General features: G+C 62.5%; 23 protein-coding genes, 1 tRNA gene and 1 riboswitch. Of the genes, 5 read left to right on the top strand and 19 right to left on the bottom strand.

Features of this window, described 5'->3' with window-relative positions:
• Positions 1-124: 124 nt before the first annotated feature.
• Both ACK4FH_RS05165 and ACK4FH_RS05160 read right to left on the bottom strand, forming a co-directional pair.
• Complete coding sequence (locus ACK4FH_RS05165; RefSeq protein WP_409811573.1) at positions 125-1,060, bottom strand: DUF3137 domain-containing protein; 936 nt, start codon at positions 1,058-1,060, stop codon at positions 125-127.
• Positions 1,061-1,067: 7 nt separating this feature from the next.
• Positions 1,068-1,649 carry a LemA family protein gene (locus ACK4FH_RS05160; RefSeq protein ID WP_409811572.1) on the bottom strand — a complete coding sequence of 194 codons (582 nt, stop codon included), beginning with the start codon at positions 1,647-1,649 and terminating at the stop codon, positions 1,068-1,070.
• A gap of 140 nt (positions 1,650-1,789) precedes the next feature.
• Here ACK4FH_RS05160 and ACK4FH_RS05155 point away from each other — a divergent pair, with 140 nt between their 5' ends.
• Together ACK4FH_RS05155 and ppa are read left to right on the top strand one after the other, a co-directional pair.
• On the top strand, positions 1,790-3,019 hold the full coding sequence (locus tag ACK4FH_RS05155; protein ID WP_409811571.1) for an argininosuccinate synthase: 1,230 nt from the start codon (positions 1,790-1,792) through the stop codon (positions 3,017-3,019).
• Positions 3,019-3,552, top strand: a complete 534-nt coding sequence (gene ppa / locus ACK4FH_RS05150; protein ID WP_409811569.1) for an inorganic diphosphatase — start codon at positions 3,019-3,021, stop codon at positions 3,550-3,552. Before ACK4FH_RS05155 ends, ppa begins: the two co-directional genes overlap by 1 nt.
• A gap of 6 nt (positions 3,553-3,558) precedes the next feature.
• Here ppa and ACK4FH_RS05145 read toward each other — a convergent pair whose 3' ends face one another.
• From ACK4FH_RS05145 to ACK4FH_RS05125, 5 genes are all read right to left on the bottom strand, one after another.
• Complete coding sequence (locus tag ACK4FH_RS05145) at positions 3,559-5,043, bottom strand: serine hydrolase domain-containing protein (protein WP_409811568.1); 1,485 nt, start codon at positions 5,041-5,043, stop codon at positions 3,559-3,561.
• Positions 5,044-6,060 carry an aldo/keto reductase gene (locus tag ACK4FH_RS05140; RefSeq protein ID WP_409811566.1) on the bottom strand — a complete coding sequence of 339 codons (1,017 nt, stop codon included), beginning with the start codon at positions 6,058-6,060 and terminating at the stop codon, positions 5,044-5,046.
• A 3-nt stretch (positions 6,061-6,063) separates the two neighbouring features.
• Complete coding sequence (folD, locus tag ACK4FH_RS05135) at positions 6,064-6,963, bottom strand: bifunctional methylenetetrahydrofolate dehydrogenase/methenyltetrahydrofolate cyclohydrolase FolD (protein ID WP_409811564.1); 900 nt, start codon at positions 6,961-6,963, stop codon at positions 6,064-6,066.
• Positions 6,964-6,983: 20 nt separating this feature from the next.
• A riboswitch (ZMP/ZTP riboswitch) is annotated at positions 6,984-7,067 on the bottom strand.
• A 48-nt stretch (positions 7,068-7,115) separates the two neighbouring features.
• Positions 7,116-7,442: a DUF167 family protein gene (locus ACK4FH_RS05130; RefSeq protein WP_409811562.1), complete on the bottom strand. Its 327-nt coding sequence runs from the start codon at positions 7,440-7,442 to the stop codon at positions 7,116-7,118.
• Positions 7,443-7,454: 12 nt separating this feature from the next.
• Entirely contained in the window at positions 7,455-7,751 is a 297-nt protein-coding gene (locus tag ACK4FH_RS05125; RefSeq protein ID WP_409811560.1) for a YggT family protein, read from the bottom strand.
• A gap of 215 nt (positions 7,752-7,966) precedes the next feature.
• Here ACK4FH_RS05125 and ACK4FH_RS05120 point away from each other — a divergent pair.
• Positions 7,967-8,042 (top strand) — tRNA-Ala (locus ACK4FH_RS05120).
• Between the two features lie 28 nt (positions 8,043-8,070).
• Here ACK4FH_RS05120 and ACK4FH_RS05115 read toward each other — a convergent pair.
• From ACK4FH_RS05115 to ACK4FH_RS05080, 8 genes are all read right to left on the bottom strand, one after another.
• Positions 8,071-8,772 carry a glutamine amidotransferase gene (locus ACK4FH_RS05115; RefSeq protein WP_409811558.1) on the bottom strand — a complete coding sequence of 234 codons (702 nt, stop codon included), beginning with the start codon at positions 8,770-8,772 and terminating at the stop codon, positions 8,071-8,073.
• Positions 8,773-8,825: 53 nt separating this feature from the next.
• Complete coding sequence (locus tag ACK4FH_RS05110; protein ID WP_409811556.1) at positions 8,826-9,611, bottom strand: SDR family oxidoreductase; 786 nt, start codon at positions 9,609-9,611, stop codon at positions 8,826-8,828.
• Between the two features lie 40 nt (positions 9,612-9,651).
• Complete coding sequence (locus ACK4FH_RS05105) at positions 9,652-10,845, bottom strand: acyl-CoA dehydrogenase family protein (RefSeq protein WP_409811554.1); 1,194 nt, start codon at positions 10,843-10,845, stop codon at positions 9,652-9,654.
• A 16-nt stretch (positions 10,846-10,861) separates the two neighbouring features.
• Positions 10,862-12,037: an acyl-CoA dehydrogenase family protein gene (locus tag ACK4FH_RS05100; protein ID WP_409811552.1), complete on the bottom strand. Its 1,176-nt coding sequence runs from the start codon at positions 12,035-12,037 to the stop codon at positions 10,862-10,864.
• Positions 12,038-12,052: 15 nt separating this feature from the next.
• Positions 12,053-12,856, bottom strand: coding sequence for an enoyl-CoA hydratase/isomerase family protein (locus ACK4FH_RS05095; RefSeq protein WP_409811550.1), 804 nt, complete (start codon positions 12,854-12,856; stop codon positions 12,053-12,055).
• Positions 12,857-12,987: 131 nt separating this feature from the next.
• Positions 12,988-14,070: a WD40/YVTN/BNR-like repeat-containing protein gene (locus ACK4FH_RS05090; protein WP_409811548.1), complete on the bottom strand. Its 1,083-nt coding sequence runs from the start codon at positions 14,068-14,070 to the stop codon at positions 12,988-12,990.
• A 272-nt stretch (positions 14,071-14,342) separates the two neighbouring features.
• The gene (locus tag ACK4FH_RS05085) at positions 14,343-15,698 is read right to left on the bottom strand and encodes a DUF1329 domain-containing protein (RefSeq protein ID WP_409811547.1); all 1,356 of its coding nucleotides are present in this window, start codon (positions 15,696-15,698) and stop codon (positions 14,343-14,345) included.
• A 382-nt stretch (positions 15,699-16,080) separates the two neighbouring features.
• Positions 16,081-18,729 (bottom strand): DUF1302 family protein, encoded by a 2,649-nt coding sequence (locus ACK4FH_RS05080; RefSeq protein ID WP_409811546.1) that lies wholly within the window; start codon positions 18,727-18,729, stop codon positions 16,081-16,083.
• Between the two features lie 420 nt (positions 18,730-19,149).
• On the opposite strand from ACK4FH_RS05080, the gene ACK4FH_RS05075 reads away from it, so the two are divergent.
• Positions 19,150-19,437 (top strand): GIY-YIG nuclease family protein, encoded by a 288-nt coding sequence (locus tag ACK4FH_RS05075; RefSeq protein ID WP_409811545.1) that lies wholly within the window; start codon positions 19,150-19,152, stop codon positions 19,435-19,437.
• A gap of 81 nt (positions 19,438-19,518) precedes the next feature.
• On the opposite strand, the gene ACK4FH_RS05070 is transcribed toward ACK4FH_RS05075, so the two are convergent.
• Positions 19,519-19,968, bottom strand: a complete 450-nt coding sequence (locus tag ACK4FH_RS05070; RefSeq protein ID WP_409811543.1) for a copper chaperone PCu(A)C — start codon at positions 19,966-19,968, stop codon at positions 19,519-19,521.
• A 148-nt stretch (positions 19,969-20,116) separates the two neighbouring features.
• Here ACK4FH_RS05070 and ACK4FH_RS05065 point away from each other — a divergent pair, with 148 nt between their 5' ends.
• A complete protein-coding gene (locus ACK4FH_RS05065; RefSeq protein ID WP_409811542.1) occupies positions 20,117-20,404 on the top strand; it encodes a GIY-YIG nuclease family protein in 288 nt (95 codons plus the stop codon).
• Between the two features lie 81 nt (positions 20,405-20,485).
• Here ACK4FH_RS05065 and ACK4FH_RS05060 read toward each other — a convergent pair whose 3' ends face one another.
• The 3 genes from ACK4FH_RS05060 to ACK4FH_RS05050 all read right to left on the bottom strand — a co-directional run bounded on the left by ACK4FH_RS05060 (position 20,486) and on the right by ACK4FH_RS05050 (position 23,522).
• Positions 20,486-22,198: an ATP-binding protein gene (locus tag ACK4FH_RS05060; protein WP_409811540.1), complete on the bottom strand. Its 1,713-nt coding sequence runs from the start codon at positions 22,196-22,198 to the stop codon at positions 20,486-20,488.
• Entirely contained in the window at positions 22,195-23,067 is an 873-nt protein-coding gene (locus tag ACK4FH_RS05055) for a sensor histidine kinase (RefSeq protein ID WP_409811538.1), read from the bottom strand. Before ACK4FH_RS05055 ends, ACK4FH_RS05060 begins: the two co-directional genes overlap by 4 nt.
• A gap of 113 nt (positions 23,068-23,180) precedes the next feature.
• The gene (locus tag ACK4FH_RS05050; RefSeq protein ID WP_409815161.1) at positions 23,181-23,522 is read right to left on the bottom strand and encodes a P-II family nitrogen regulator; all 342 of its coding nucleotides are present in this window, start codon (positions 23,520-23,522) and stop codon (positions 23,181-23,183) included.
• Between the last annotated feature and the right edge of the window lie 293 nt (positions 23,523-23,815).

Genomic DNA, 23,815 nt, shown 5'->3' with positions numbered 1-23,815 from the left:
CCGCGCGGCGCAGTGACCGGACACGGATTTGATCGCGCGCCCTGTCCCGCGCTCTGGCCCAGGGAGCAAGCTCCTCGTCGAGAAATTCCTCAAAACGCGGAAAGTGTCAGCGGAGCTCGCGCCATCACACCCTCGTCTCCGCATCGAGCTTCAGCGTCCCGGCAATGCTGCGGATCAGCGCAATGTCCTCGACGAAGCGGCGAATGTGACCGCTTCCGCGCAGATCCTTCCAGATGGGAGGTTGCGAGAAATAGCCGCGCCGCCCGTCAATGGCGATGAGGAGATCGTCCCCCTCGAAGGCGGCTTGCAGCGGCTCCTGCATGTTCTCTTTCAGATTCGAAAGCCGCTCCATGAAGGCGGGTGTGAGCAGATAGCGCGCCTCCACCTGGTCGTTCGAAAAGACCTCGAAATGCTTTTCGAAGCGCGGGTCTTCGAGCCGTACTCGCTCGCCGGATACACCTGAATGCGCGAGCGCATTCAAAAGCCCCTGATCGCTGCGCAGGATCGTCCGCCCCGAGAAACGCTTCGGAAAGCGGTAGCGCGCCACGATCCCGCGAAAGACCGTTTCATAGTCGTCGCGCTTGTCGCGCCGGACCCGCTTTTCGAGAAAGGCCTCGGCCAGCTCGAAGGGGACGCCGTTCACCTCGCCCGAGACATGGTCTTCAAGCTTCTTGCGGCTGTAGCCGGGAAGCAGATGGCAACGCTCGAAGGCGTCCAGAAAACCGGGCGGCGCATCCGGCGCATAGCGATAGCCGAAATGTCCGAATATCTTTTCCGAGAGTTCTTCGGCGAAGGCACGGCCCCAAATGACAACGGGCGTGTATTGCAGCGCGCCTGTGCCCATGACGGCAAAGGAAACGAAATAGGCCAGATCGCGCCAGCCTGTGTCGTCCATCAGGGCGGAAACCAGCACGAACAGAAAGGCGCCGGCGGCGAAAAGGGGGACGGCCCGCCTTGTAGCGCGCGATGCAAGCGCCTTCCGCTCCGCCTCCTTCTCCTCGATCCACGGCGCGATCTCGCGCTCGTAGAAACCGTCGAAATCCGCCGCGAGATCCGTCACGGATGCCTCAGGCCATCAGCTTGTTGACATCGACGGGCTGCCGCGCCGCCGCATCTTCCACCTCGTAGAAGGGGAAAGGCTGCACATTCGCCAGCCGCGCGATGACGGAGCCGGGAAAAATCTCAACCGCATTGTTGAGCCGCGTCACCGCCGAATTGTAGAAGCGCCGGGCAGCCGCGATATTGCCCTCCACTTCCTCGAAAGTCGCCTGCGCCCGCGTCACCGTTTCGGCGGAGCGAAGCTCGGGGTAGTTCTCGGCCACCGCGAAGAGCCGCATCATGCCGGTCTCGAGCGAGCGCGAAGCATCGAGATGGGCCGCGACCTGGGCCGGGTCGTCCTTCGAATAGGGCGCGGCAACTTTCGCCCGGAGTGCCGTCAGGCCTTCCAGCAGCTCGCGCTCATGCGTCATGAATTTCTGCGCCAGCGCCACGATATTGGGCAAGAGATCGAAGCGCTTGCGAAGCTGGACGTCGATCGAGCCCATCGCCTCGCGCACCTCGTTCCGCCGCGTGATGAGGCTCACATACCAGGCATAGCCGCCGATAATCGCGACCCCGACAAGAATGAGCAGGATGGTGGACGATTGCATGGGAGCCCCCGAATTGGCCTGATTCCGCGCAATTATGGCAGCGAATGGGCGCCCCGTCCCGCTTCGCGTCCCTCCCCTTGCCGCAAGGGCGGATTTCCCTATAGTGCGCCGCAAAATCGACCCCTCCCAAAGGTGACGACATGAGCGCCGACAAATCCGTGAAAAAGGTGGTCCTGGCCTATTCTGGCGGCCTCGACACCTCGATCATCCTGAAATGGCTGCAGGAAACCTATGGCTGCGAGGTGGTGACCTTCACCGCCGATCTGGGCCAGGGCGAGGAACTGGAGCCAGCGCGCAAGAAAGCCGAGATGCTCGGCATCAAGGAAATCTATATCGAGGATCTGCGCGAAACCTTCGTCCGCGACTATGTCTTCCCGATGTTCCGCGCGAACGCGCTTTATGAAGGCGTCTATCTGCTCGGCACCTCGATTGCGCGGCCGCTGATCGCGAGGCGCCAGATCGAGATTGCTGCCGAAACCGGTGCCGACGCCGTCTGCCACGGCGCCACCGGCAAGGGCAACGATCAGGTCCGCTTCGAGCTTGGCTACTATGCGCTGAACCCCGGCATCAAGGTGATCGCTCCCTGGCGCGAATGGGACCTGACCTCGCGCACGAAGCTCATCGAATTTGCCGAGAAGCACCAGATCCCGATTGCGAAGGACAAGCGCGGCGACGCGCCCTTCTCGGTCGACGCGAACCTGCTGCACATCTCCGCCGAAGGCAAGGTGCTGGAAAACCCCGCCGAGGAAGCGCCGGAATATGTCTATTCCCGCTCCGTCTCGCCGGAAGAAGCGCCCGACCGCCCGACCTATATCGAAGTCGGCTTCGAAAAAGGCGACGCCGTCTCCATCGATGGCGTCAAGATGAGTCCGGCAACGCTGCTTACGAAACTCAACGAACTGGGCAGCGCGAACGGCATCGGCCGTCTTGATCTCGTCGAGAACCGCTATGTCGGCATGAAGTCGCGCGGCATCTATGAAACGCCGGGCGGCACGGTGCTGCTCGTTGCGCATCGCGGCATCGAGTCGATCACGCTCGACCGCGGTGCCGCGCATCTGAAGGACGAGCTCATGCCGCGCTATGCCGAGCTCATCTATAACGGCTTCTGGTGGAGCCCCGAGCGCGAGATGCTCCAGGCGCTGATCGACAAGAGCCAGGAAATGGTAACGGGAACGGTGCGCCTGAAGCTCTACAAGGGCTCGGCCACTGTCGTCGGCCGCAACTCGCCTTACTCGCTCTATTCCGAAGCCCATGTGACATTCGAGGACGATGCCGGCGCCTATGACCAGAAGGACGCTGCGGGCTTCATCAAGCTCAATGCGCTGCGCCTGCGCCTTCTCGCCGCCCGTAACAAGAGAGTATCGAAGTAATGCGTATAGATGCCATCCCGGTCGGCAAGAACCCGCCGGACGACATCAATGTCATCGTGGAAGTGCCGCATGGCGGCCATCCGGTGAAGTATGAGCTCGACAAGGAGTCGGGCACGCTCTTCGTCGACCGCTTCATGCACACGGCCATGCAGTATCCCTGCAATTACGGCTTTGTGCCGCATACGCTCTCGCAGGATGGCGACCCGGTGGACGTGCTCGTCGTGAGCCGCATTCCGGTCGTGCCCGGTGCCGTCATCCGCTCGCGCCCCATCGGCGTCCTCATGATGCATGACGAGGCGGGACAGGACGAGAAGGTTCTCGCCGTGCCGGTCGAGAAGCTCAATCCCTATTACAAGAATGTGCAGAATTATACCGACCTGCCGGACATCCTGATCCAGCGCATCACCCATTTCTTCGAGCACTACAAGGATCTCGAGGAAGGCAAATGGGTGAAGATCGAAGGCTGGAAGGATGCGGACGCCGCCCGTCAGATCATCCGCGAAGGCATCGAGGCCGCGAAGAAGGCGGGCTGATAAACCTCAAGGCCGCTTCCACGGCGTCTCGACGCCAAGCACATGGCCGGCCACTTCCTGCATCAGCACCTTGCCGCTGTCCGAATTTGTCAGCACCACCACTGCGCTTCGCCGTGCGGGCTCGATCACGATGAGGCCGCGCAAGCCGATATTCGCACTCGGCTGCCAGATGGTGAGCCCGTCCATGCGCTCGCGCGTGTAGAAACCGAGGCCGGTGCCTGCCCTGTCGCCGACCGGGCCGCTCACCTCTATCCGTTCATCGACCATCCGCGCGCGTGCCGAGACGCCGATCAGCTCGCCATTGATGAAACCCGCCGCAAAGCGCGCAAGGTCATGTGCGCTTGAGCGGAGCGACAGCGCGGCATTGAAGTCGCTGCCATCGCGCGCCGGCAGCGGCACCTGCGTCGACATGAAAAAGAGGCTCGCGATCACGACAAGCGTGAAGGATAGAGGGCTGAAGGCTTCGCGCCTCATGCTGTTGCGCGAGATCACACCGTCCTGCGCGCCCTGCCCGAGAATGAAGCGCGCATACTGGATGGCAGCGGTGAGGAGCAACACGCCCGCGATCCAGACAAGGAAATATCCGATACTGAAGAGCAGCGCCCAGCCGCCCTGCATGTAATAGAGAAAGATGCTCGCTCCGACTGGCGCAAGAAACGCCGCCGGCACGAGGTCGAACGGTTTGAGTTTCAGCCGGTGAAAGCCGAGACGCATAACCAGCAGCGTCAGCAGGAAACCCACAAGAAAGATCGCAACCATCGGCCCGGCAAAGGCCGTGATCGGCACCCAGAGAGCGTCATGCCCGCGCGCGACCTCGTCGGCAAGCCCGTCTGGAATGACATAGCCGGAGGACGACATGCCGAGCGGCTGGAACAGGCGCTCGCGCATCAGCCGGTCGAAGGCTTTGCCTTCCACTACTGCCATCACATGCGCTAGATAGACGAAGCCCATGCCGCCCGCTCGATAGTCGCTGCCCGGCTCGAAGGCGACCGATCGTGAGCCGAGGCGCACCCGGTCCGACAGGCCCGAGCGATGCATCAGCACATGGCGTAGCGTGATCGCGTCGGACGCGGCGCGGTTGGGCACCCAGCGCTCCGAAATGGCGCGCGATAGCGGTTCATCGAGTGCGAGCTTTCCTTCCTGCACCATCTGCATAGCCGCAAATGCCTGCAGCGAAAGGCCGATGCCGCCCACCTCGAACATCGTATGCCCGGTGACAGGCTGCTCGCCGCTCGCATCGGCAACGCCATAGCCTTGCTCGAAAACGATTTCGCCGTCGGCGACAATGGCAATGGCAACGCCCGGCACGGAAAGGGCTTCCATGCGCTCCGCGACGAAATGATCGAGCGCTGACGCCATCTCGTCTCTCGGCCAGTCGATCATGCCGCCTGAGGGATCCTGCGCCCCCGCCGGTGGAGACAGCAGGAGCCCGGAAATCGTGGCGAGGACGGCGCCGCAAAGAATTCGGGTCAGACGCTGCCTGGCGGACATCTAGAGCGTACCCTCGCCGTCGATCGGTATGCGCGGAAACTGGAAGTTCAGACGAAGTGCATCGATCCGCTTGCGCGCATCTTGCTCAAGAGGTCCGCGCGCGGCTGCCGCGACGGCCGCACGCAATTCGTCGCGGTTCTTCACGCCGAGCACCAGCGTATCGACGCCTTCCATCCAGAGCGCATAACGATGGGCGAGGATCGCCGGGTCTTCACCAAGTTCACTCGCGAGCTTGCGGAAAGGCGCCGCCTTTTCATAGTCACGCATTTCGGGATCGTCCGGGGCGAGCATCCGGTCGATCTTTGCGGTAAGCGCGCCCGCCTGCACGGCGCGAATGCCCATCACGCCGACATCATTGTTCTTTGCCGTACGGACGATGTTGCGAGGCTCGGCCGGCTCCTCATAGCGGCGCATCCCGCCCGGCGAATCCATGAGATTCGTCACCGCCTGCACCACGGCGGGCTTCGGTTCGCCGCGAAGCACCTCCATGATACTGCGCGGCAGGCCCGTGCCCGTGATACCCCAGGCGCCGATGAGCCCTCGCGCCTTCAGCTTCTCGAAAGTGGGCACCACCTCGCCGAAGAACACGCTTTCGCGCACAGCGCCATAATTAGGATAGGCAGGATCGAGCGCATATTCGTAGCCGTCCGGACAGATATTCGAGTGAAGGAAGAATATGTCCACCTGCTCGCGCCGCATCGTTTCGAGACTGCGCAGGACGGATTTTTCCAGCCGCGCCGCAATTTCGGCATAATGCCGTTCGCCGATCATGCATTTGGTGGTGACGCGAAGATGCGACGGCCATTTGCCGCCAAAAGCCTCGCCCGCCACGGATTCCGCCTCGCCGCGCCCGTAAAGCGGTGCAAGGTCGATCAGGTTGATGCCGCATTCGACGGCCTCAAAGAGCGTTGCCACCGCTTCGTCGCGCGATGTCTCGCCCCATATCTGGCCGAGCCCGCCGCCGCCGAGCGTCAGCGCGCTTACAGGCCACAAGTTTCCGAGGCGGCGCATTTCCATCGCTCAGAAATCCTCCGGCAGTTCGATGCCGTGACCCCGGCAGGCTGCAATCACCGTATTGCGCAGCAGGCAGGCAACCGTCATCAGGCCGACACCGCCCGGCACCGGCGTGATGGCGCCCGCGACGTCCGACACATCCGTGAAATCGACATCGCCGACGAGCTTCGTCTTGCCTTCACCCTTTTCGGGTGCGGGCACACGGTTGATGCCGACATCGATGACGATGGCACCAGGCTTCACCCAGTCGCGCTTCACCATGTTGGGACGGCCGACGGCTGCGACGAGAATATCCGCCTCCCGCGCGATGGCGGGAAGATCGTGCGAACGGCTATGCGCGATGGTGACGGTGCAGTTTTCCTTCAGCAGCAATTGCGCGACCGGCTTGCCGACGAGATTGGAGCGGCCGATCACGACCGCATGTTTGCCTGAAAGATTGCCGCCCGCCTTCTTCGCCATGATGAGGCAGCCTTCCGGCGTTGCAGGCACCATCGCGGGCAAGCCGCTCGCGAGCCGACCGGCATTGAGCGGGTGAAGCCCGTCGGCATCCTTGGACGGATCGATCGCATCGATCACATTCTGCTGGCTGATATGGTCCGGAACCGGGAACTGCACCAGAAATCCGTGTACGGCAGGGTTGGCATTGAGCTCGGCGACTTTCGCGAGCAGGTCCGCCTCGCTCGTTTCCGCAGGCAGGCGATACTCGTAGGAGTTCATGCCCGCTTCCTTTGTCGCGATCCCCTTGTTGCGGACATAGACCTCGCTTGCCGGATCATTGCCGACGAGAATGACGGCAAGTCCCGGCGTCAGCCCGCGTTCACGCTTCAGCCGCGCGACCTCGGCGGCAACGCGCGCGCGCAATTCGCCCGAAATGGTCTTGCCGTCGATGATGGAAGCCTTGGTCATGAGGGCACCTCTTGATCTGGATTGAGTGCCCAGGCGAGCGGCAGGGTCCGGCCCGCGCTCCACGGTGGTTCACCACCTTATTCTCGCCAGTCACGCGGGGTAGGCCGCACTATAATAAGGACCACCCGCGCCGGACAAGGCCCGGCAATGGCTCAATCGCCCCGTTCAGGCAAAGATGCCAGCCATGCGCCGAGCCGTGCAAGAAGTGCCTCGGGCTCGCCCGCCACCAGCACCGCCTTGGTGCGGCCCGTTTCGCCCGAAGCGATGGAAAGGGAAGAGCGCGGCAGACCGGTGCTCTTTGCCAGAAGCTTCAGCACCGCCTCATTGGCCTTGCCCTTTTCGGCAATGGCAGACACGCGGAGCCTGAGATGGCGTGCGCCATCTGCATCGGCGCCAAGCCCCTCGACCCTGTCGGCCCCGCCACGCGGCGTAACCCTGAGCCGCAGCGAAACGCCGCCCGGCACGGCCCGGAAGGGCATCTGGGCCTTTCCTTACCTTAGGCCGAACCAGATGGGCACGTCATAGGTGAGGAGATTCTGCAGGAAGAAGAGCAGCAGAATGAGGATCACCGGAGAAATATCGATGCCGCCGAGGTTGGGCAGGAAATTGCGGATCGGCCGGAGCGCCGGTTCCGTCAGCCGGTTGATCGTGTCCGCGACCATATAGACGAAACGGTTCTGCGTGTTCACGACATTGAAGGCGATGAGCCAGCTCAGCACCACGCCGATGATGAGGACCCAGACATAGATCGAGATCAGGGTGACGAGGAGGTTCAGAAGGGCAATCATGGGGGTTCGCCGGTTGCTTGTTTTCGGGAAGGGCGGCTCACGCGGACGGCCGGAACCCGGCCGGAAACGGATGGCCGGTCGGACCGGCCCCTAGAGATGTAACCGCCGGGGAGAGCCGGTTCAAGGAGAGCTTTCCCGCCCGCCCAAGCCTCTCTTGACACCCGCTCCGCCGCCGCCTAATAAGCGGCCTCCGGCGCTGGAAAGCGCAGGGCTCCGGGGCCGTAGCTCAGTTGGGAGAGCGCCTCGTTCGCAATGAGGAGGTCAGCGGTTCGATCCCGCTCGGCTCCACCATTTCCCGGATGCCCGCCCGCCCCGAAAATCAGTCCTTCTCCGCTTCCGCAGGCAGCCAGTGGTCGAAAAATCGCTCGAGCCAGGCCCGCAGCGTTGCATCATGCTCGGCACGCCCCTGCCGGTGAAGCTCGGCGGGCTGCGCGCCCGGCCTGTTGAGCCGCTCCTTCCCGAATTCGAGCCAGGCATCCATCATCGGCGTGGTGAGCTCGGGGTGAAACTGCAGCCCATAGGCAGCCTTGCCATAACGCATGGCCTGAACCGGGAAATCCCCGCCCTCGGCAAGCTGCACCGCCCCCGAGGGCAGGTCGAAGCCCTGCCGATGCCACTGATAGACATGCTGCGGATCGTCGAAGAGATGACGGCCATCCGCCGTCGGCCTGATCGGGTAATAGCCCGCCTCGACGCGCTCTTGCGGATGCGAATAGACCCGGGCACCCAGATGCCGCGCCATCATCTGCCCGCCAAGACAGATGCCGAGAAAGGGCTTTTCCTCCTTCAACGGAATGCCGATCCATTCCGTCTCCGCCTTGATGAAGGCAAGCTCGTCATTGGCGCTCATCGGCCCGCCGAATATCACCGCCGCATCATGACCGGCCATATCGGCGGGCAGCGGGTCGCCCAGCGCCGGGCGGCGGATATCGAGCTCGCAGCCGCGCCGGATCAGCGCCTGGCCGACCCGGCCGGGACTGGACCTCTCCTGATGGAGAACGAAGAGAATGCGGCGACCCATGCGAGCATCAATGTGGGGCCGCCCCCCCGCTGGCGCAAGGCCCCCCGCGGGTCTCACATGGCACTGATGCCGCCGTCGATCTTGATTTCCGCACCGGTGATGAACTTCGATTCGTCCGACGCAAGATAGAGCACGCAATAGGCGACATCGTCCGGTTCGCCGACAATGCCGAGCGGCACCTGCTTGGCGAGCTTCTTCACCAGCTCCTCCTTCGACATGCCCCGCGCCATGCCATCCAGGATCGGCGTGTCGATGAAGGTCGGATGGATCGAGTTCGAGCGGATGCGATAGCCGCGCTTGGCGCAATGAAGCGCGACGGACTTCGACAGCAGCCAGACGCCCGCCTTCGCCGCATTATAGGCCGCCATGTTATGGCCCGCGATCAGCCCTGCAATGGAAGATGTATTGATGATAGAGCCGGGCGCATGGGGCACCATATAGGGGATCGAATATTTGCAACCGAGAAAGACGGAATCGACATCGACCGCCTGCACCTTCTTGAAGGTCTCGAAATCGGTGTCCTCGACCGTCGTGCCGCCACCGATACCGGCATTGTTGAAAAGCACATTGATGCCGCCCATCGCCTTGTCCGCTTCGGCCAGCGCATCTTTCCACTGGTCCTCGCGCGTCACGTCAAGGCCGACGGCAAAGGCCATACCGGGGCATTCCGCATTGATCTCGGCGGCAACTTCCGCCGCACCCTTTTCGTTGATATCGGCGAGCGTCACCTTCGCGCCCTCGCGCGCGAGCATGATGGCCGATGCCTTGCCGAGCCCCTGCGCGCCGCCGGTGATGAAGGCCATCTTGCCTTCGACGCGGCCTTTTCTTTCCTTTGTCATGTCTGTCTTTCTGTTTGCAGTTTTGAAACTCCGAGGCGCGTCAGAGCATCGCCGTATTGGTAGGTACGCCGAGCAGCAGCCGTCCCGTCAGTTCATAGGTCGCGTCCGACACCATCATGTGCTGGGTGGCGACATGGACGTCGCGGAACTGGCGCTGCAGCGGAGAATTGCGATAGACGGAGCTGCCGCCCGCCAGCGTGTACATGAGATCGACGGCCTTCGCCGCCGAGCGCACGGCATGGGTCGTCGCGATGCGCAGATCGCGGCGATGCGCGACCGTGATCTCGCCATTCTTCGTCGCCGCCTCCCAGGCCGCCTCGATCGCTTCCATGAGATAGGCGCGGCCCGACCGCGTCAGCGCTTCCGCTTCCGACACATCGAGATGCGCCTTGGCGCGCAGCGCCAGCGGCTTCGACGAGCCCTGCGGCGTCTTTCCACCCGCGAGATCGACAAGCGTATCGATCGCGCCGCGTGCAAGACCGAGCGACACGGCGGCAATGCCGATGCCGAGAAGCCCGAAAGTCGGGAAGCAGTAGAGCGGGCGCTTGAGCGGCTTGTCGCTGACGAGGCTCACCGCGCGCGAGGCCGGCACAAAGAGATTCTTCACCTCGAAATCCGTGCTGCCCGTGCCGCAAAGGCCGGAGACATCCCATGTGTCGTGGAGATGCACCTGCCCGGCCTCGAAGATCATCATGCGGTTCTGCGGGATGCCTTCGGCGGCCATTTCAGGCTTTCCATCTTCGCCAAGGATCATGCAGCCGCCGGAAATCCACTGTGCATTGCGCGAGCCCGAGCCCCATTGCCAGCGCCCCGTGACGCGGTAGCCCTCGACACCGCCCTCATTCGCGCGCACCGCCTTGCCGCGCGGCGCGAAGACGCCCGCCGTGATGGTCAGCGGATTGCCGAAAACATGCGCCGCTTCCGAAGGCTCGAGGAAAGCGGCAACGAGGCCGGATGTCGCGCCGATAAAGACGCACCAGGCCGCCGAGCCATCGGCTTGCGCGATCCGTTCGACCACTTTCACAAGTTCGCCCGGATGGCTTTCCAGCCCGCCATATTCGGCAGGCACGCAGAGCCGGTAGAGCCCGGCTTCCGCAAAGCGGGTGGCAAGGTCTTGCGGCAGGAAGCGGTTTGCCTCGATCTCGGCGGCGCGCGCCGCTATCTCGGGCGCGAATTTTTCTGCCGCCGCGAGGAGATCCGCATTCGTTTTCTTCGCCGTATCCGTTGCGGTCATGCCGCCCTCCTGTTGTTCAGGCGCCGAGCTTCAGCCGGTTCGCGATATTGTTCTTCTGCATGTTGGACGAGCCGCCGACGATGGGCAGGCTCACCGCGTCGCGCATGTAGCGCTCCATGTCCATCTGGTCGGAAAGCCCATAGGCGCCTGTGACGCGCATACACATCTGCGTCACTTCGGCCGCGGCCTCGCAGCAAAACAGCTTCGCCATCGACGTCTCGATCGAGCAGGGGCGCCCCTGATCTGCAAGCCAGGCGGCGCTGTAGAGCATGAGCCGCATGGCGCGCACCTTCGTCTGCGCTTCGGCAAGCGTGTGCCGCACGGCCTGATGACCGGCAATGGCGCGGCCGAATTGCACCCGCTCTTCCGCATAGCGCCAGGCATCGGCGAGCGCCGCTTCCGCAAGCCCAAGCGCGCAGGCGGAAAGTTCGAGCTTTTCCACTTCGAGTGCGCGTCCCGCAAGCTGATTCCAGCCCTTGTTCCACATCGCCTCGCCGCCGAGAATATTCGCGGCGGGTACCCGCACGTCCTCGAAGATCACATCCTTCGTCTCGACGCCGCGAATGCCGAGATGGCCGAGCGGCATGATGGTGATTCCGGGCAGCGTCGGCGGGATCAGCACGATGGAGAGGTTCTTGTACTTCTCTTCCTTCGGCCCGGTCCGCAGCAGGCAGAAGATGTAGTCGGCGATATGCGCGCCCGTACACCAGCGCTTGGTGCCGTTGACGACAAGCTCGTCGCCCTCGCGCCGCGCCGTCGTTTCGACGGTGGCAAGATCGCCACCGACATTGGGCTCGGAAAGCCCATAGGCAAAAAGAAGATTGCCGGACGCGACCTTCGGCAGCAGCTCCTGCTTCTGTTCCTCGCTCGCGCTCTCGCCGAGATTCATGCCCGCATAGCAGACCGCCATGATATAGGGGCAGGCAACCGCGACCGAGCGCTTCGCAATTTCCTCGATCACCGCCATTGTCGCATAGATGTCGACGCCCGCCCCGCCGAAGCGTTCTTCCACGGTGAGGCCCATCATGCCCATCTCACCGAGCTTCTTCATCACCCCAGCGGGATAGATGTTGCCACGATCCCACTCGCGCGCCTTCTCGCGCGGCATCTCCGCCTCGACGAAGCGGCGTGTCGTCTCGCGCAGCATGCGCACATGCTCGGGTTCATCGAAATTGAGCGGCATATCCGTCATGGCGGCATCCATCTTTCAGCGTCCCGTGAAAGCGGGCTTGCGCTTCTCGAGGAAGGAGCGGACCGCTTCCTTGTGATCGTCGGTCGTGAAGGTCAGCATCTCGTAGCCGATCGACGTGTCGAGGATTGTGTGCGCGAGCTGCTTCAATCCGATGTTGACGGAGACCTTGGAATATTTGATCGCCTGGATGGCGCCGCCTGCGAGCTTGTCCGCGAAGGCTTCCACGCGGGCATCGAGTTCGGCATCGGGCACGACATGATTGATGAGGCCGATGCGCTCGGCTTCGGCCGCCGGCACCGGGTCTCCCGTCATGAGGTACTCCTTCGCGCGTGCATAGCCGACAAGCTGCGGCCAGATGATTGCCCCGCCATCGCCCGCGACGATGCCGGCACGCACATGCGGATCGGCAAAGCGCGCATTGTCGCTCGCAAAGATCACGTCGCACATGAGCGCGATGGTTGCGCCGAGCCCAACGGCGGGCCCGCGCACCTTGGCGATGATCGGCTTTTCGAGATCGAGCAGCGAAAAGACGATGCGCTTTGCCTCCGCCGCATCCGGCCCCTTCTCGCCTGCCTCGAAACCGCGCTTCATCCAGTTGAGATCGCCGCCCGCCGAAAAGGCCGCGCCGTCACCCGTGAGTACCACGATGTCGGACAGGGGATCGTCGGCGGCATCGAGAAAGATGCGCGAGAGTTCGCGATGCATCTCGCCATCGACCGCATTCATCAAGGCCGGATTGCTGAGCGCCAGCGTGAGCACCCGGCCCTTGCGGCCTGCCTTGATGCGCGTGTAACGGCCGAAATCGACCTCTTCTGCCATAACGTCCTCCCTTGAAACCCCGGCCTTGTGATCCGGCCTTTGGAAGCGATTGTGACGCGCCCTTTCCGCAAAGGAAAGAGCCCCGGCCTTGCGGTCCGGGGCTCTTCGCGATTTGCCTTGTTCGGAAAAGATCAGCTGTCGCTGTCCATATGCGTGATGCTGATGCGCGCGCCAACCTGCTCGCGTGCCTTTTCCATATCGTCCGGCATCAGCTTGGCACCGGGCTCGCCGAACACGACGATCTGGCCTTCCGGTCCGTCGGTAACGGCGGCATAGCCGAGACGGTCGGCGCGCGTCACTTCGACAAAGGACTTGCCGTTGTCTTCGCTGTAGCCGACATAGCCCTGCAGGCCGACAAGAACGATCTTGCCGTTGCCGAGCTGAACGCCACCGGCGATCGACTTGTCCGTGCCGGTGTCGACCTTGACCCAGGTCTGACCGTTGTCATAGGAGCGGAACGCATTGCCGCGCATGCCGAACACCATCACCGAACCGTCGGACATGCCGAAGCCGCCCCAGAACGAGCCTTCATACTGCGTCTGGATGCGCTCGAAGGTCCGTCCATTGTCCGGTGAGCGGTAGACGACGCCGAATTCGGCGGAGACGTAGAGGTCGCCATTATTGGCGGAGAACAGCTTGTTCAGGTGGAAGTCGTCAAGCACACCTTCGCTGAGCGAACGCTCCTCCCAGGTGTCGCCGCCATCGGTCGTTTCGACGATGAAGGAGAAGGCACCCATCGCAAAGCCGCGGTCTTCGTTCTCGAAATAGACCGTCATGAAGGCCATTTCGGATTCGGTGTCGTTATAGACAAGCTCCCAGTTCTCGCCGCCATCGGTGGTGCGCAGAACGGTTGCGTCATGGCCGACCGCAAAGCCGACATTCTCGCCGACAAAGGTAACGCCGGTGAGCGTCGCCTGTGTCGGCACCGACTCCGCCTGACGCCAGGTGGCGCCGCGGTCATCGGACAGAACGATGTGGCCGAACTCGCCGACAGCGATCAGCCTGCCATTGGCATAGGTCGCATCGAGCAGAAGCGACTCGGCTGCAAGGTTCGATTTCATCGAGTATTCGGGGCCGCCGTCGGCATCTTCCTCGGCGGCTGCCGGCATCAGGGCCGGGCCGAAGGAAAGGGCGATCGCGCCAAGCGCGGCAAACGAGACAAGACGCAGACGCTGCGCCCAACTGGAAACGACGGAAAGATTAGACGAAGACATGAACTGGAGCTCCTGCACTCGGGCATTTCCGGCCGCTGCCTGCTTGTCCGGGACCGGTTTTCCGGTCTCCGCCAGCCGGGCGGCAACCCCCTGTTTTGCGGTTTGTTATAACGGTTTTTTGATTTTATAGCGCATTTTTTCGGCGCCGTCTTGGCCCGCGGAAAAGAGATTCGGCGGCGTCGAAAACTTGGTTAAGAGAACGGGCGCGACCCCCAAAAGCAAAAGGCCGGACCTGTTTCCAGGTCCGGCCTCGCCAATTCTTGATTCCGCGATTAGCGGACGCCGAGCTGACGGATCGAGTTCGGCGTGTAGCGCGACGGGTCGAGCTCGTCGGCGAAGTAGTTCACCGGGGGCTCTTCGTTCTGCATCGCGAGCGCCAGATAGCGGCCGGCCTGCAGGTCGTACACGATTTCGCCAGCCGAACCGCAGAGCGGCACGTTGTAGCGCTGGATCTGGTGCATTTCCTGAACGCGCCAGAGCTGGCCACGGCCGTCATAGAGTTCGACGGTCGACATCTGCCACGCATCTTCCTCGTTGTGGTAGACGCGGCGCGAATAGACGTGGCGGGTGTTCGGGCGAAGCTTGGCTTCGAATTCCCACACGCGGCGTGCTTCGTAGCGCACGCGGTCCTGGTTCAGGTGAGCCGCCTGGAGATAGTCGCGGTAGGGTGTCGACTCGCCTTCATAGGCGTTTGCCGAGACGAGGCGGACATTCTTGCCCAGAACCGACCAGTCGTAGCGGTCCGGCGCGCCGTTATAGCCGTCGAAGGCGTCCGACGTGGACAGACCGTCCGAGTTCGTGCCCGGATTGTCGTAGGCGATGTTCGGCGCACGGCGCACGCGACGCGTACCGGGGCTGTACTGCCAGGCCTGGCGGGGCTGGATCTGGGCGTTCAGGGCTTCGTACACCAGGATCACGTTACCCGCGGCACGGGCCGGAGCGATCGTGTTCGCGATGTAGTAGATCGAGATGTTGTTCAGGTCTTCAGCGCGCTGCTTGGACGGATCCGACCAGGCGAGAATAGCTTCGTCCTGCACGATCTGCAGCGTGTAGTCGCCGCCGCGCGTGACCGGCGCCGCAGCAAACTGACGAACCGCCTTGAACGAACGGTAACGCAGCGTGTGGTTCCAGATCATTTCGAGCGCGTTGTTCGCGATCGGGAACGGCGTGCCGAAAATGGCTTCGCTGACGCCCGCACCGCCGCCGACGAGTTCGCCGACCTGTGCATTGCGCTTGGTCGCTTCATAGTAGCGATCCGGGAAGGCGCAGGAGCGGCGCGTTTCGTACACGTTCATCTTGTACGAAGGATAGGTCTGCAGCATCGCCTTGTAGCCGGGCGTGAGCAGCGCTTCGTACTGGCCCATGTTCTGGCCGGTGACCGTGAACTTGATCGGGTCGCTGGCGAACGGATTGGCGAGCTTGTCGCCGGGCTTGTAGCTGACATTGCTCGGCACGGTCTGCAGACCGCCGGTCCAGGCGGGGATATCACCCTCGCCGGCCTTTTCCGAGCCCATCGGGGTCAGATCCTGACCCAGACGATTTACCTGGGCTTCCGGAACCTTGGCCAGCGCGCTTGTGGCGATTGCGCTGATCGCAAGGGCGGACACCAAAAAGGTCGTCCTTTTCATATACGTTCCCTCCACTGGATTTCTTCTCTAGGCATTCGGCGTCGATGCTTCTCGTTTTCTTGCATCGCTCACCGAGGCCGGTTTCCCCGCCTTACTCAAGCAGATGATAGCAAATTGCCTTCGAGGCGCAAATCGCGGCGATGCCGATTCTGTGTCTTCAACGCCTCTATTACCCTCGATTTTCAGGCGCTTTGTCCCTTGTTTTCATTAAATCTTTTTAATGTCGGTGCTGCCGGGCCCCGAGGCGCCCATTTCCCGAATAATCCGCCTACAGATGATTGGTGAAAATGATGCGATGCAGCATGAAACGGCGCGGGCAAAAGAAAAGGCCCGGCAGCCGAAGCTGCCGGGCCCTGTTTTTCGCGCTACGCGATCTGACGGATCAGAAGGCGTAGGAGATGTTCAGCGACACGAAGTCCATGTCACCAGAGCCCTGGTACTTCTCGTGACCGAAGAAGTTCGTGTAGGAGAGACCACCGCGCCACTGCTGGTAGGAGCCGTTGAGCTGGAGGCTCACCGACTTCGCACCTTCGCGGTAGTTGGAGAGCGGCGCCGGGCTGTTGCCGGAGACGCCATGGCTGAAGGCCACCGTCGGGTTCAGAGTGACGGCGGTGCCGAAGGCGTTGTTGTACTGGAGCTGACCGAGAAGGACATAACCCCAGGACACGCTGGTCGGACGGCAACCATTGCGGGTTGCAAGACCGAGAGCGCCCGCGAGCGGAAGATCGGTACCACCGCTGGTGCAGACGTTCTGCCAGCGGCGCTGCCACTGGCCGGGAGCCGCCGTAGCTTCTGCGCTGGGCGCATCCGGCGCATACATCATGCCGACTTCCGTCACCAGGATGCCGAGATCGGCACCGGTGAAGCCGATCAGCGGGTTCGACGCCGTATAGGTCGCCGTCGTGCCCACCTGAGCGGTGTAGATGTCGGTCCGCTCATAGCCCTGCAGGTCGATCTGCGTGCCGCTGGCAACGCTGCCGCAACCGGCCGCGCTGTAGGTGTCCTGAGCACCAAAGGCCGAACCGACCGCGCCACCCGTGATCTGCTCGAAGACGCAGCCACGGCGGAGCGCATTGATGGTCAGCTGGTCCGTATCGAGCTGGACCGGCTGGTTCGGACGATAGGTCACGTCACCCTGCACACCCCAGGTGCCCAGCGTGGTGTTGAAGCTGAAGCCATACATGCGGATGTCTTCAGGGTATTCCAGGTAGAGACCGATCGCAGGGGTCGCCTGCGGTCCGGCGGCGAGCATGATTTCCGCACCGTCCACCACCATGTAGGGAGCGGCACCAGGAGCGACCGAGGTCGACTGCTGGGCGACGAGCGCGCAGTTGGCGATCATGAGCGCCAGCAGCGAGTTCGCCTGAACGACAGGGTTGGCCATGCCGGCGAAGGCTGGGCCGACGGCGGGCGCCGTCGAGAGGTCGGTGCCGACGATGCCGCCCGCGAAATGCGAGGCCGCAGGCGCGTTGACAACCGGCGTGACCAGCGCATTTGCATAGAACTGGTCGGCATAGGCGAGACCTGCGGCGAGAACGCCATCCGGGTCGGTGACGATCGCACTGTTGAGCGTGTCGAGCGTCGCCGTGCTGAGGCCGAGCGGCATGCCGAAAAGGGCAGCGTTCGGCTGCGTCACAACCGCCGTAGCACCATTGGCTGCGTTACAGCTGTTGTACTGCAGCAGACGGCTCTGCTGACCCGTCGTCGGGCCGGCAAGCGAATAGGTGCCGACTTCCGCCTGGGTCCAGTCGATCGCGATACGTTCGCTCGCGATCGGCAGACGCGAATGGTAGTTCATGAAGTAGAAGCCGAACTCGGTATTGTTCAGCTGTTCCGAATACCAGCGCGCGGCAATGCCGTACTGGCCGCTATTGCTCGGCTCGCGGTCCTGGTCGCGGGCAACGATACCCGAGTCGCCATAGGCGAGACGAAGCGCTTCCGTGCTGCCGGCCGAGAGACCTGCCCAGGCGCCGCCACCGACCTGCGTCGAGTTGAAGACACCGAAATCGAGAGCATCGGCACCGCAATCGCGCAGATTGTTGCCCGAGCCGTTATAGGCGGCATCGAACATCGTGCTGATCGGATTCGGGTTCGAGCAGTTACGGAAGATGCCGGAACCGGGGCCGCCCGTCAGGAACGACACGGCGTTGAAATTGCCGCCGGGGCCGCTGCCCATGGACGTCACGTCGGACGTCGAGAAGGGCGTGCCGGGACGGTCGAGCTGGAAGCCCTCCCACCTGAACTGATAGAAGGCTTCAAGCGAGAGATTGCCGGGAAGACCGATCGACGCGTCGATCGCCCAGACCGGGATCAGGCCTTCCTTGATTTCCGCGCCGGGGCGGCGGAACGCATTGACGTCGATCGGGTTGGCCGAGTTCACGCCATTGAGCAGGAAGGTCGATTCGCCCCAGCTGATGACCTGCTTGCCGAGACGGACATTGAGCGGAAGACCGCCAACGTCGTAGTCGCCCGAGACATAAAGGTCGAGCAGGCGAATGTCGCGCGCTGCATCGGCCTTGCCGTCAACCAGCGGCGAACGATCATAGGAGCTGCTGCTGTTGAGCACGGCATCGTAATACGAGTTCACGCGGGTGAAGAACGTGTAGTTCTGCCACTTCGCCTGAAGGTCGTTGGTCATCTTGTAGGTATTGCCGATCAGGTCGCCCCGATTGAAGTTCAGGCGGCCGTCATCCGTGTTGATCGAACCAGCAACCTTCGGCGACCAGGTATTGATGTCGTTGCCGGCCAGATTGGCGTTGGTCGGCAGCGGCGCCGTATTGCCGGTCAGGATTGGCGCACCAATGATCTCGCTGTCCGGCGTATCCGTCACCGGGCCGCCATTCGAGGTCGGCAGATACAGATGGTTGGTGTTGACGGTACGCATCGACACGCCGGCACTGATGGTGGTGTCGAAAAACACCTGCACGCTACCGAAATTATATTCGATAGCGTTTGCTGTGCCTGCCGATGCGATCAGCATCGTCGCCGCAGCGCTGCTGAGCAGCACTGAGCGCAAGCTTCCTCTTTTCATAGAGCGATCCTCCTCGATCCTCGATGGCTTCACTAACTTTGCAGCCAGGTCGGGAGGTAGGACGAATATGAATATGAAAGCATTCGACTGTTCCCCCCCGGCCAGTCAGCATCCCTCAACGGCTAGCCCACCTTTATTGCGGGGTTGAGTCAAGGCTGCGCATATGCGGAGCCCGGCTCCGGATGCAACATTCGCGGGGGGTATGGCAATTATGACACGGCTGTAATGCGTTACGGCGACCTGGTTCAAATTTCATTAACATTGTTGCACCGCACACTGACTATGTGCGCCGCAACAATTCCGCATCCGAATCAGTTGCCGGGTGCAGTCTTTTGATGGTTCGATCCGGAGCCCATCTATAACTCCACTATGTCATCCCGGGGCTTGTCCCCGGGACCCAATCCACTTCGATGCGAGCGGATGAGCTACTTCGTTTACATGCCAGCCAACCGCAAGCACGGGACGCTCTATATTGGCGTTACGAACGAGCTCGCCCGCCGTGTCTGGGAGCATCGTGAAGGCATCGGATCCAAATTCACGAAGAAGTATCGCGTCCATCGGCTCGTTTACGCAGAGCCTTACGACGAGATCGAGCGCGCCATCCAGCGCGAGAGAACGATGAAGGAATGGCCTCGCGCGTGGAAAATCCGCACTATTGAGCGCGATAACCCCGAGTGGGACGACCTCTACGACAAACTGAATGGCTAGGCGAGTGGGCCCCGGCAACGAGTGCCGGGGTGACAAAGTGTTTTTGACATAGACCGGCAATGACGGAAAGAGCGAGCGCCCTCAATGCCCGCTGTGGCCCGCAGCGCGCACCGGGGCTTCGATCGCGATTTCGCCGGCCTTTTCAAAGACCAGCGTCAACGGCACCGAACTGCCCTCTTCGAGCGGAGCGGAAAGGCCAATCAGCATGATGTGCTTGCCGCCGGGGGCAAGCGCGACGCTCTCGCCGGCCGCCACCGGCAGGTCGTCGAGCCTGCGCATCCGCATGACCATGTCTTCCATCGTCATGTCGTGGATCTCGACGCGCTCGGCCGCCGGCGAGCGCACTTCGAGGAGCGTGTCGTCCTCGCCGCTCTTGTTCCCGATGGTGAGATAGGCAGCACTTGTCTGCGTGGCGCTCGCCCGCGCCCAGGCATCGCGAATATCGAGCCCGCCCGCCGCCGTCGAGGATTCGCCGCAGGCGGCAAGAAGAGGCGCGATCAGGGCAAGGGAAAGAACGGTGCGGCGGAACATGGGCAAACCTCGCATGGGCGAAAGAGAACGCGCAACATAGCGCGCCCGCAACATGCTGCATATACCACCGCGATTTTCGCCATCAGTGTATCATTCGGTGTCATCCCGGGGCTTGTCCCCGGGACCCAATCCACGCCGACACGGGCAGATGAGCTACTTCGTTTACATACTCGCCAGCCGCAAGCACGGAACGCTCTATATCGGCGTGACGAACGATCTCGCCCGCCGCGTCTGGGAACATCGCGAAGGCATCGGATCCAAATTCACGAAGAAATATCGAGTCCATCGCCTCGTCTACACAGAGCCACATGAGGAGATAGAACGCGCTATTCAGCGCGAGAAGACGATGAAGGAATGGCCTCGCGCGTGGAAAATTCGCGCGATCGAGATCGACAATCCCGAATGGGACGATCTCTACGTCAAACTGAATGGATAGGCGAGTGGGCCCGGCAACGAGTGCCGGGGTGACAATGTGCTTTTGGCAGAGCCCGGCAAGAACGAGAAGGAAAAGGACCCCTCAGCCCTGATGGCGCTCGCGGCCGGAATGGCGCCAGCGCGAGACGATGGCCTCGAGCCCCGCCCGGTCGAGATTGGGCTTGCTCCAGGATTGCGAGAAACCGCCATTGTGGTTGCGCGGCACGCCCTTCGATGCGATATCGGCAAACTTGATCCGCATCGGCATGGCGACGCCCTGACCGAGCACGATGGCTTCCCGGTCGCCGAGCAGCGGCAGGAAGTCGAGAAGGTCGAGCGCCCCGTCATGCGTATTGGCCCGCATCACCTGCTGGTCGCGTTCCGTCGAGAGACGCATGGCGACGACGGTGCTGCACTGGGAGAGGATCGTCGCATCGAGTTCCGATGGACGCTGGGTGACGAGCGCGAGCGACAGGCCATATTTGCGGCCCTCCTTGGCGATACGCGACAGCGCCTGCCGTGTCGGTTCGAAGCCGTTGCCCGATGCCGGCGCATAGCGATGCGCCTCTTCGCAGACAAGCAGCATCGGCAATCCGCCCTTGCTCCAGACCGCAAGATCGAAGGCAAGGCGCGAGATCACGGAAATCACCACGTCGAGAATTTCCGGCGGCACGGTCGACAGGTCGATTACCGTGATCGGCCGTCCATCATTCGGTACACGGAACAAACGCCCGAGAATATCGGTCATCGTGTCCTGGACGGTGAGGCTGCCGAACATGAAGGAATAGCGCTGGTCGCTTGCCAGCGTCTCGATCCTGTTCTTGAGGCGGCGATAGGGAAGTGTCGCCTGTGTGCGGTCGAGCTTGCCGAGCTGGTCGTCGATAAAGGACAGCACATCGGAAAGCCGGAAAGGTGTCGGCGCGTCGACGCTCATGCCGCCCGTATCGCCGGGACGGCGTGCAAGCTGACGGTTCGACGAGGCATCGGAATAGCGCCGCTTCGCCGCCACCACCGCATCCGACAGGATTTCGGCCTCGGCATCGTGATGCGCATCGCCGCTGGTCAGCGCCGCCGCAAGTTCCTGAAAGTTGAGCAGCCAGAAGGGCAGATGCAGATTGCCCGGATCGATCAGTTCGGCGCGCTCGCCGAAGGCCGTCGGATATTCATTATGCACGTCGAGCATGACGATATGCGCATGGGCATGGGCCTCGAGCACGCGCTGCAGGATCGCGGTCAGGGCGCAGGACTTGCCGCAGCCTGTGGTGCCCACAACGGCGAAATGCTTTGCGAGGAGATCGTCCACGATAAAGCGCGCCGGCACCGCCGGATCCTGATAGAGCGAGCCGACTTCGACCGTCGCAATATCGGGCTGGGTGTAGACGCGTGTGAGATCGTGCCTGTCGGCAACCATGACGCCATCGCCGATGGCTGGCAGATGCGACACACCGCGCCGGAAGGCGAGCCGCCGGGTCGCGAGATCCTCGACGACTTCGCCGGCCAGATTGAGTTCGACGAGGCGGATATCTTCCATGCCGCCGCCGCTTGCGGGCGCAGGCGCACTGACCGCCGATACGAGCCCGATGACCGCCGTGTCTGGTGTCGGGATCTTGACGAGCTGCCCGATCTCGACGCGATGGAAACCGGCATCGGCGCCCGTATCCCGTTCGAGAACGGCGATCGCCTGCGACCCGGATACCGATACGATATGTGCAATGCGCTTCGTCGGTGCGGCCGGCAGTCCCCGGCGCTCGATGAAGGGCGGCGCTTCCGGTCCTTCGGCGACCTTCGAGGTCGCTTTTGTGAGCGGTGTCGTCATGATCTTTCGCCCCGGTCATACGAACCGGCCGTGCCGGGCCGCGCCGGCGGCAGGGTGAAGAACACGGTTGTCCCCCTGCCCGGTTCGCTGTGAATCTGGAATTCGCCGCCATGCAGCTTCGTCAGCGCCGCCGCAATCGGCAGGCCAAGGCCCGTTCCCTCATGCCCGCGTGCGTAGCTCGACTGCACCTGGCCGAACGGCGTCATGGCATAGTCCATCTGTTCCTTCGTCATGCCGATGCCGGTATCGGCGACGGCGATGGTCGCGCCGCCATCCGGCGTTCTCGTCGCGACAAGCACGATACGTCCGCCCACGCCCGTGAATTTGTGTGCATTGGAGAGAAGGTTGAGCAGCACCTGCTTGATGCGGCGCACATCGACCGGCACCGCCGGCAGCACATGATCGGCCTTCACCTCGAGCACCTGCCGCTTTTCACGGATGCGCGGTTCGATCAGCACCGTGCAGGCATCGATCAGTTCGCGCAGGTCATATTCCTCGCGCGACAGCTGGAACGTGCCGCTCTCGATTTTCGAAATGTCAAGAATGTCGGAGATGATGTTGAGGAGATGGCGTCCCGCGCCTGAGATATGTTCGGCATATTCGACCGTCTTGTCGGACGGCTTGCCGCTTGCCGCGATGTGCTGGATGAATTCCGAAAAGCCGATGATGGCGTTAAGCGGCGTTCTGAGCTCATGGCTCATATTGGCAAGGAACTCGGACTTGGTGCGGCTCGCCATGTCGGATTCGATCCTGGCGGAGCGCAACGCGGCTTCCGACTGCCGGCGCGACATGAGTTCGCCCAGATTGGTCGAGTAGTCCGCCAGAAGCGATTTGCGGCGGCTGCGCGCTGAATGTCTCTGCCCGAGCATCGGAATTTGCGGTCTTTCTGCCAGTTTCCTGACGGAAGATAGCCGCCGCTTCCTTGCGGGCAGGTAAACGCGCCGTTAGGGAAAATCACTGTTTCGTTTAGGAAGTTCCGGCGTCAGCCAATGGCCGATTCATTGGTTTCGCCGGTTCGGATACGCACCACCTGCTCGAGCGGCTGGACGAAAATCTTGCCGTCTCCGGTCTTGCCGGTCTGGGCGGCGCGCTCGATCTCGCGCACGGCCTTCTCCACGAGCTCCGCACTCACCGCGACGTCGATCCGCACTTTCGGCACTTCCATGACCCGGTATTCCGCGCCGCGGTAGATTTCCGAATGGCCGCGCTGCCGGCCGAAGCCCTGCACCTGGGTCACGGTAATGCCCTCGATACCGATGGCGACCAGCGCGTCGCGCAATTCCTCATATTTATGGGGCCGGATAATCGCGGTGATCATGCGCATCGGATAGCTCTTTTCATATTCGAGACCGTGAAGGACGAGGCGGCGGATGGCTTCCGAGCGGGAGGGAAGGTCCGCCTGCTCGCGGCGCCAGCGGTCCACCAGATTGTTGAACTCGACCGACGCCACGAGCTGAATTCGCTGGTCAAGTTTTTCCATATTCAACCTCGCAGCCGATACTGCCCTGCTGCTTGCCCGCGCCCTGAGACCCCGAAAAGCGGCAGAAAACCGAAGAATTTGACCCTTTGTACCAGCCGCCCGGAGCCCTGTCCAAAAAATGTGTAACTGCTCCGTTT

It is taken from the genome of Parvibaculum sp. (genome assembly GCF_046297875.1).
Classification (GTDB): Bacteria; Pseudomonadota; Alphaproteobacteria; order Parvibaculales; family Parvibaculaceae; genus Parvibaculum.
Note: the sequence above shows the minus strand (reverse complement) of the source record. Positions and strands in the feature narration are given on the sequence as shown.

Coding starts and splice junctions, on each gene's coding strand:
- ACK4FH_RS05115 (WP_409811558.1), bottom strand. CDS start 8,772: ATGGGTCGCCGCATTCTCTTCGTTCTCCATCAGGAGAGGTCCAGTCCC.
- ACK4FH_RS05130 (WP_409811562.1), bottom strand. CDS start 7,442: ATGCCCTTCCGGGCCGTGCCGGGCGGCGTTTCGCTGCGGCTCAGGGTT.
- ACK4FH_RS05100 (WP_409811552.1), bottom strand. CDS start 12,037: ATGACGGATATGCCGCTCAATTTCGATGAACCCGAGCATGTGCGCATG.
- ACK4FH_RS05110 (WP_409811556.1), bottom strand. CDS start 9,611: ATGACAAAGGAAAGAAAAGGCCGCGTCGAAGGCAAGATGGCCTTCATC.
- ppa (WP_409811569.1), top strand. CDS start 3,019: ATGCGTATAGATGCCATCCCGGTCGGCAAGAACCCGCCGGACGACATC.
- ACK4FH_RS05060 (WP_409811540.1), bottom strand. CDS start 22,198: ATGACGACACCGCTCACAAAAGCGACCTCGAAGGTCGCCGAAGGACCG.
- ACK4FH_RS05070 (WP_409811543.1), bottom strand. CDS start 19,968: ATGTTCCGCCGCACCGTTCTTTCCCTTGCCCTGATCGCGCCTCTTCTT.
- ACK4FH_RS05090 (WP_409811548.1), bottom strand. CDS start 14,070: ATGTCTTCGTCTAATCTTTCCGTCGTTTCCAGTTGGGCGCAGCGTCTG.
- ACK4FH_RS05145 (WP_409811568.1), bottom strand. CDS start 5,043: ATGTCCGCCAGGCAGCGTCTGACCCGAATTCTTTGCGGCGCCGTCCTC.
- ACK4FH_RS05080 (WP_409811546.1), bottom strand. CDS start 18,729: ATGAAAAGAGGAAGCTTGCGCTCAGTGCTGCTCAGCAGCGCTGCGGCG.
- ACK4FH_RS05050 (WP_409815161.1), bottom strand. CDS start 23,522: ATGCGCATGATCACCGCGATTATCCGGCCCCATAAATATGAGGAATTG.
- ACK4FH_RS05140 (WP_409811566.1), bottom strand. CDS start 6,060: ATGGAAATGCGCCGCCTCGGAAACTTGTGGCCTGTAAGCGCGCTGACG.
- folD (WP_409811564.1), bottom strand. CDS start 6,963: ATGACCAAGGCTTCCATCATCGACGGCAAGACCATTTCGGGCGAATTG.
- ACK4FH_RS05085 (WP_409811547.1), bottom strand. CDS start 15,698: ATGAAAAGGACGACCTTTTTGGTGTCCGCCCTTGCGATCAGCGCAATC.
- ACK4FH_RS05125 (WP_409811560.1), bottom strand. CDS start 7,751: ATGATTGCCCTTCTGAACCTCCTCGTCACCCTGATCTCGATCTATGTC.
- ACK4FH_RS05065 (WP_409811542.1), top strand. CDS start 20,117: ATGAGCTACTTCGTTTACATACTCGCCAGCCGCAAGCACGGAACGCTC.
- ACK4FH_RS05095 (WP_409811550.1), bottom strand. CDS start 12,856: ATGGCAGAAGAGGTCGATTTCGGCCGTTACACGCGCATCAAGGCAGGC.
- ACK4FH_RS05105 (WP_409811554.1), bottom strand. CDS start 10,845: ATGACCGCAACGGATACGGCGAAGAAAACGAATGCGGATCTCCTCGCG.
- ACK4FH_RS05055 (WP_409811538.1), bottom strand. CDS start 23,067: ATGCTCGGGCAGAGACATTCAGCGCGCAGCCGCCGCAAATCGCTTCTG.
- ACK4FH_RS05155 (WP_409811571.1), top strand. CDS start 1,790: ATGAGCGCCGACAAATCCGTGAAAAAGGTGGTCCTGGCCTATTCTGGC.
- ACK4FH_RS05160 (WP_409811572.1), bottom strand. CDS start 1,649: ATGCAATCGTCCACCATCCTGCTCATTCTTGTCGGGGTCGCGATTATC.
- ACK4FH_RS05075 (WP_409811545.1), top strand. CDS start 19,150: ATGAGCTACTTCGTTTACATGCCAGCCAACCGCAAGCACGGGACGCTC.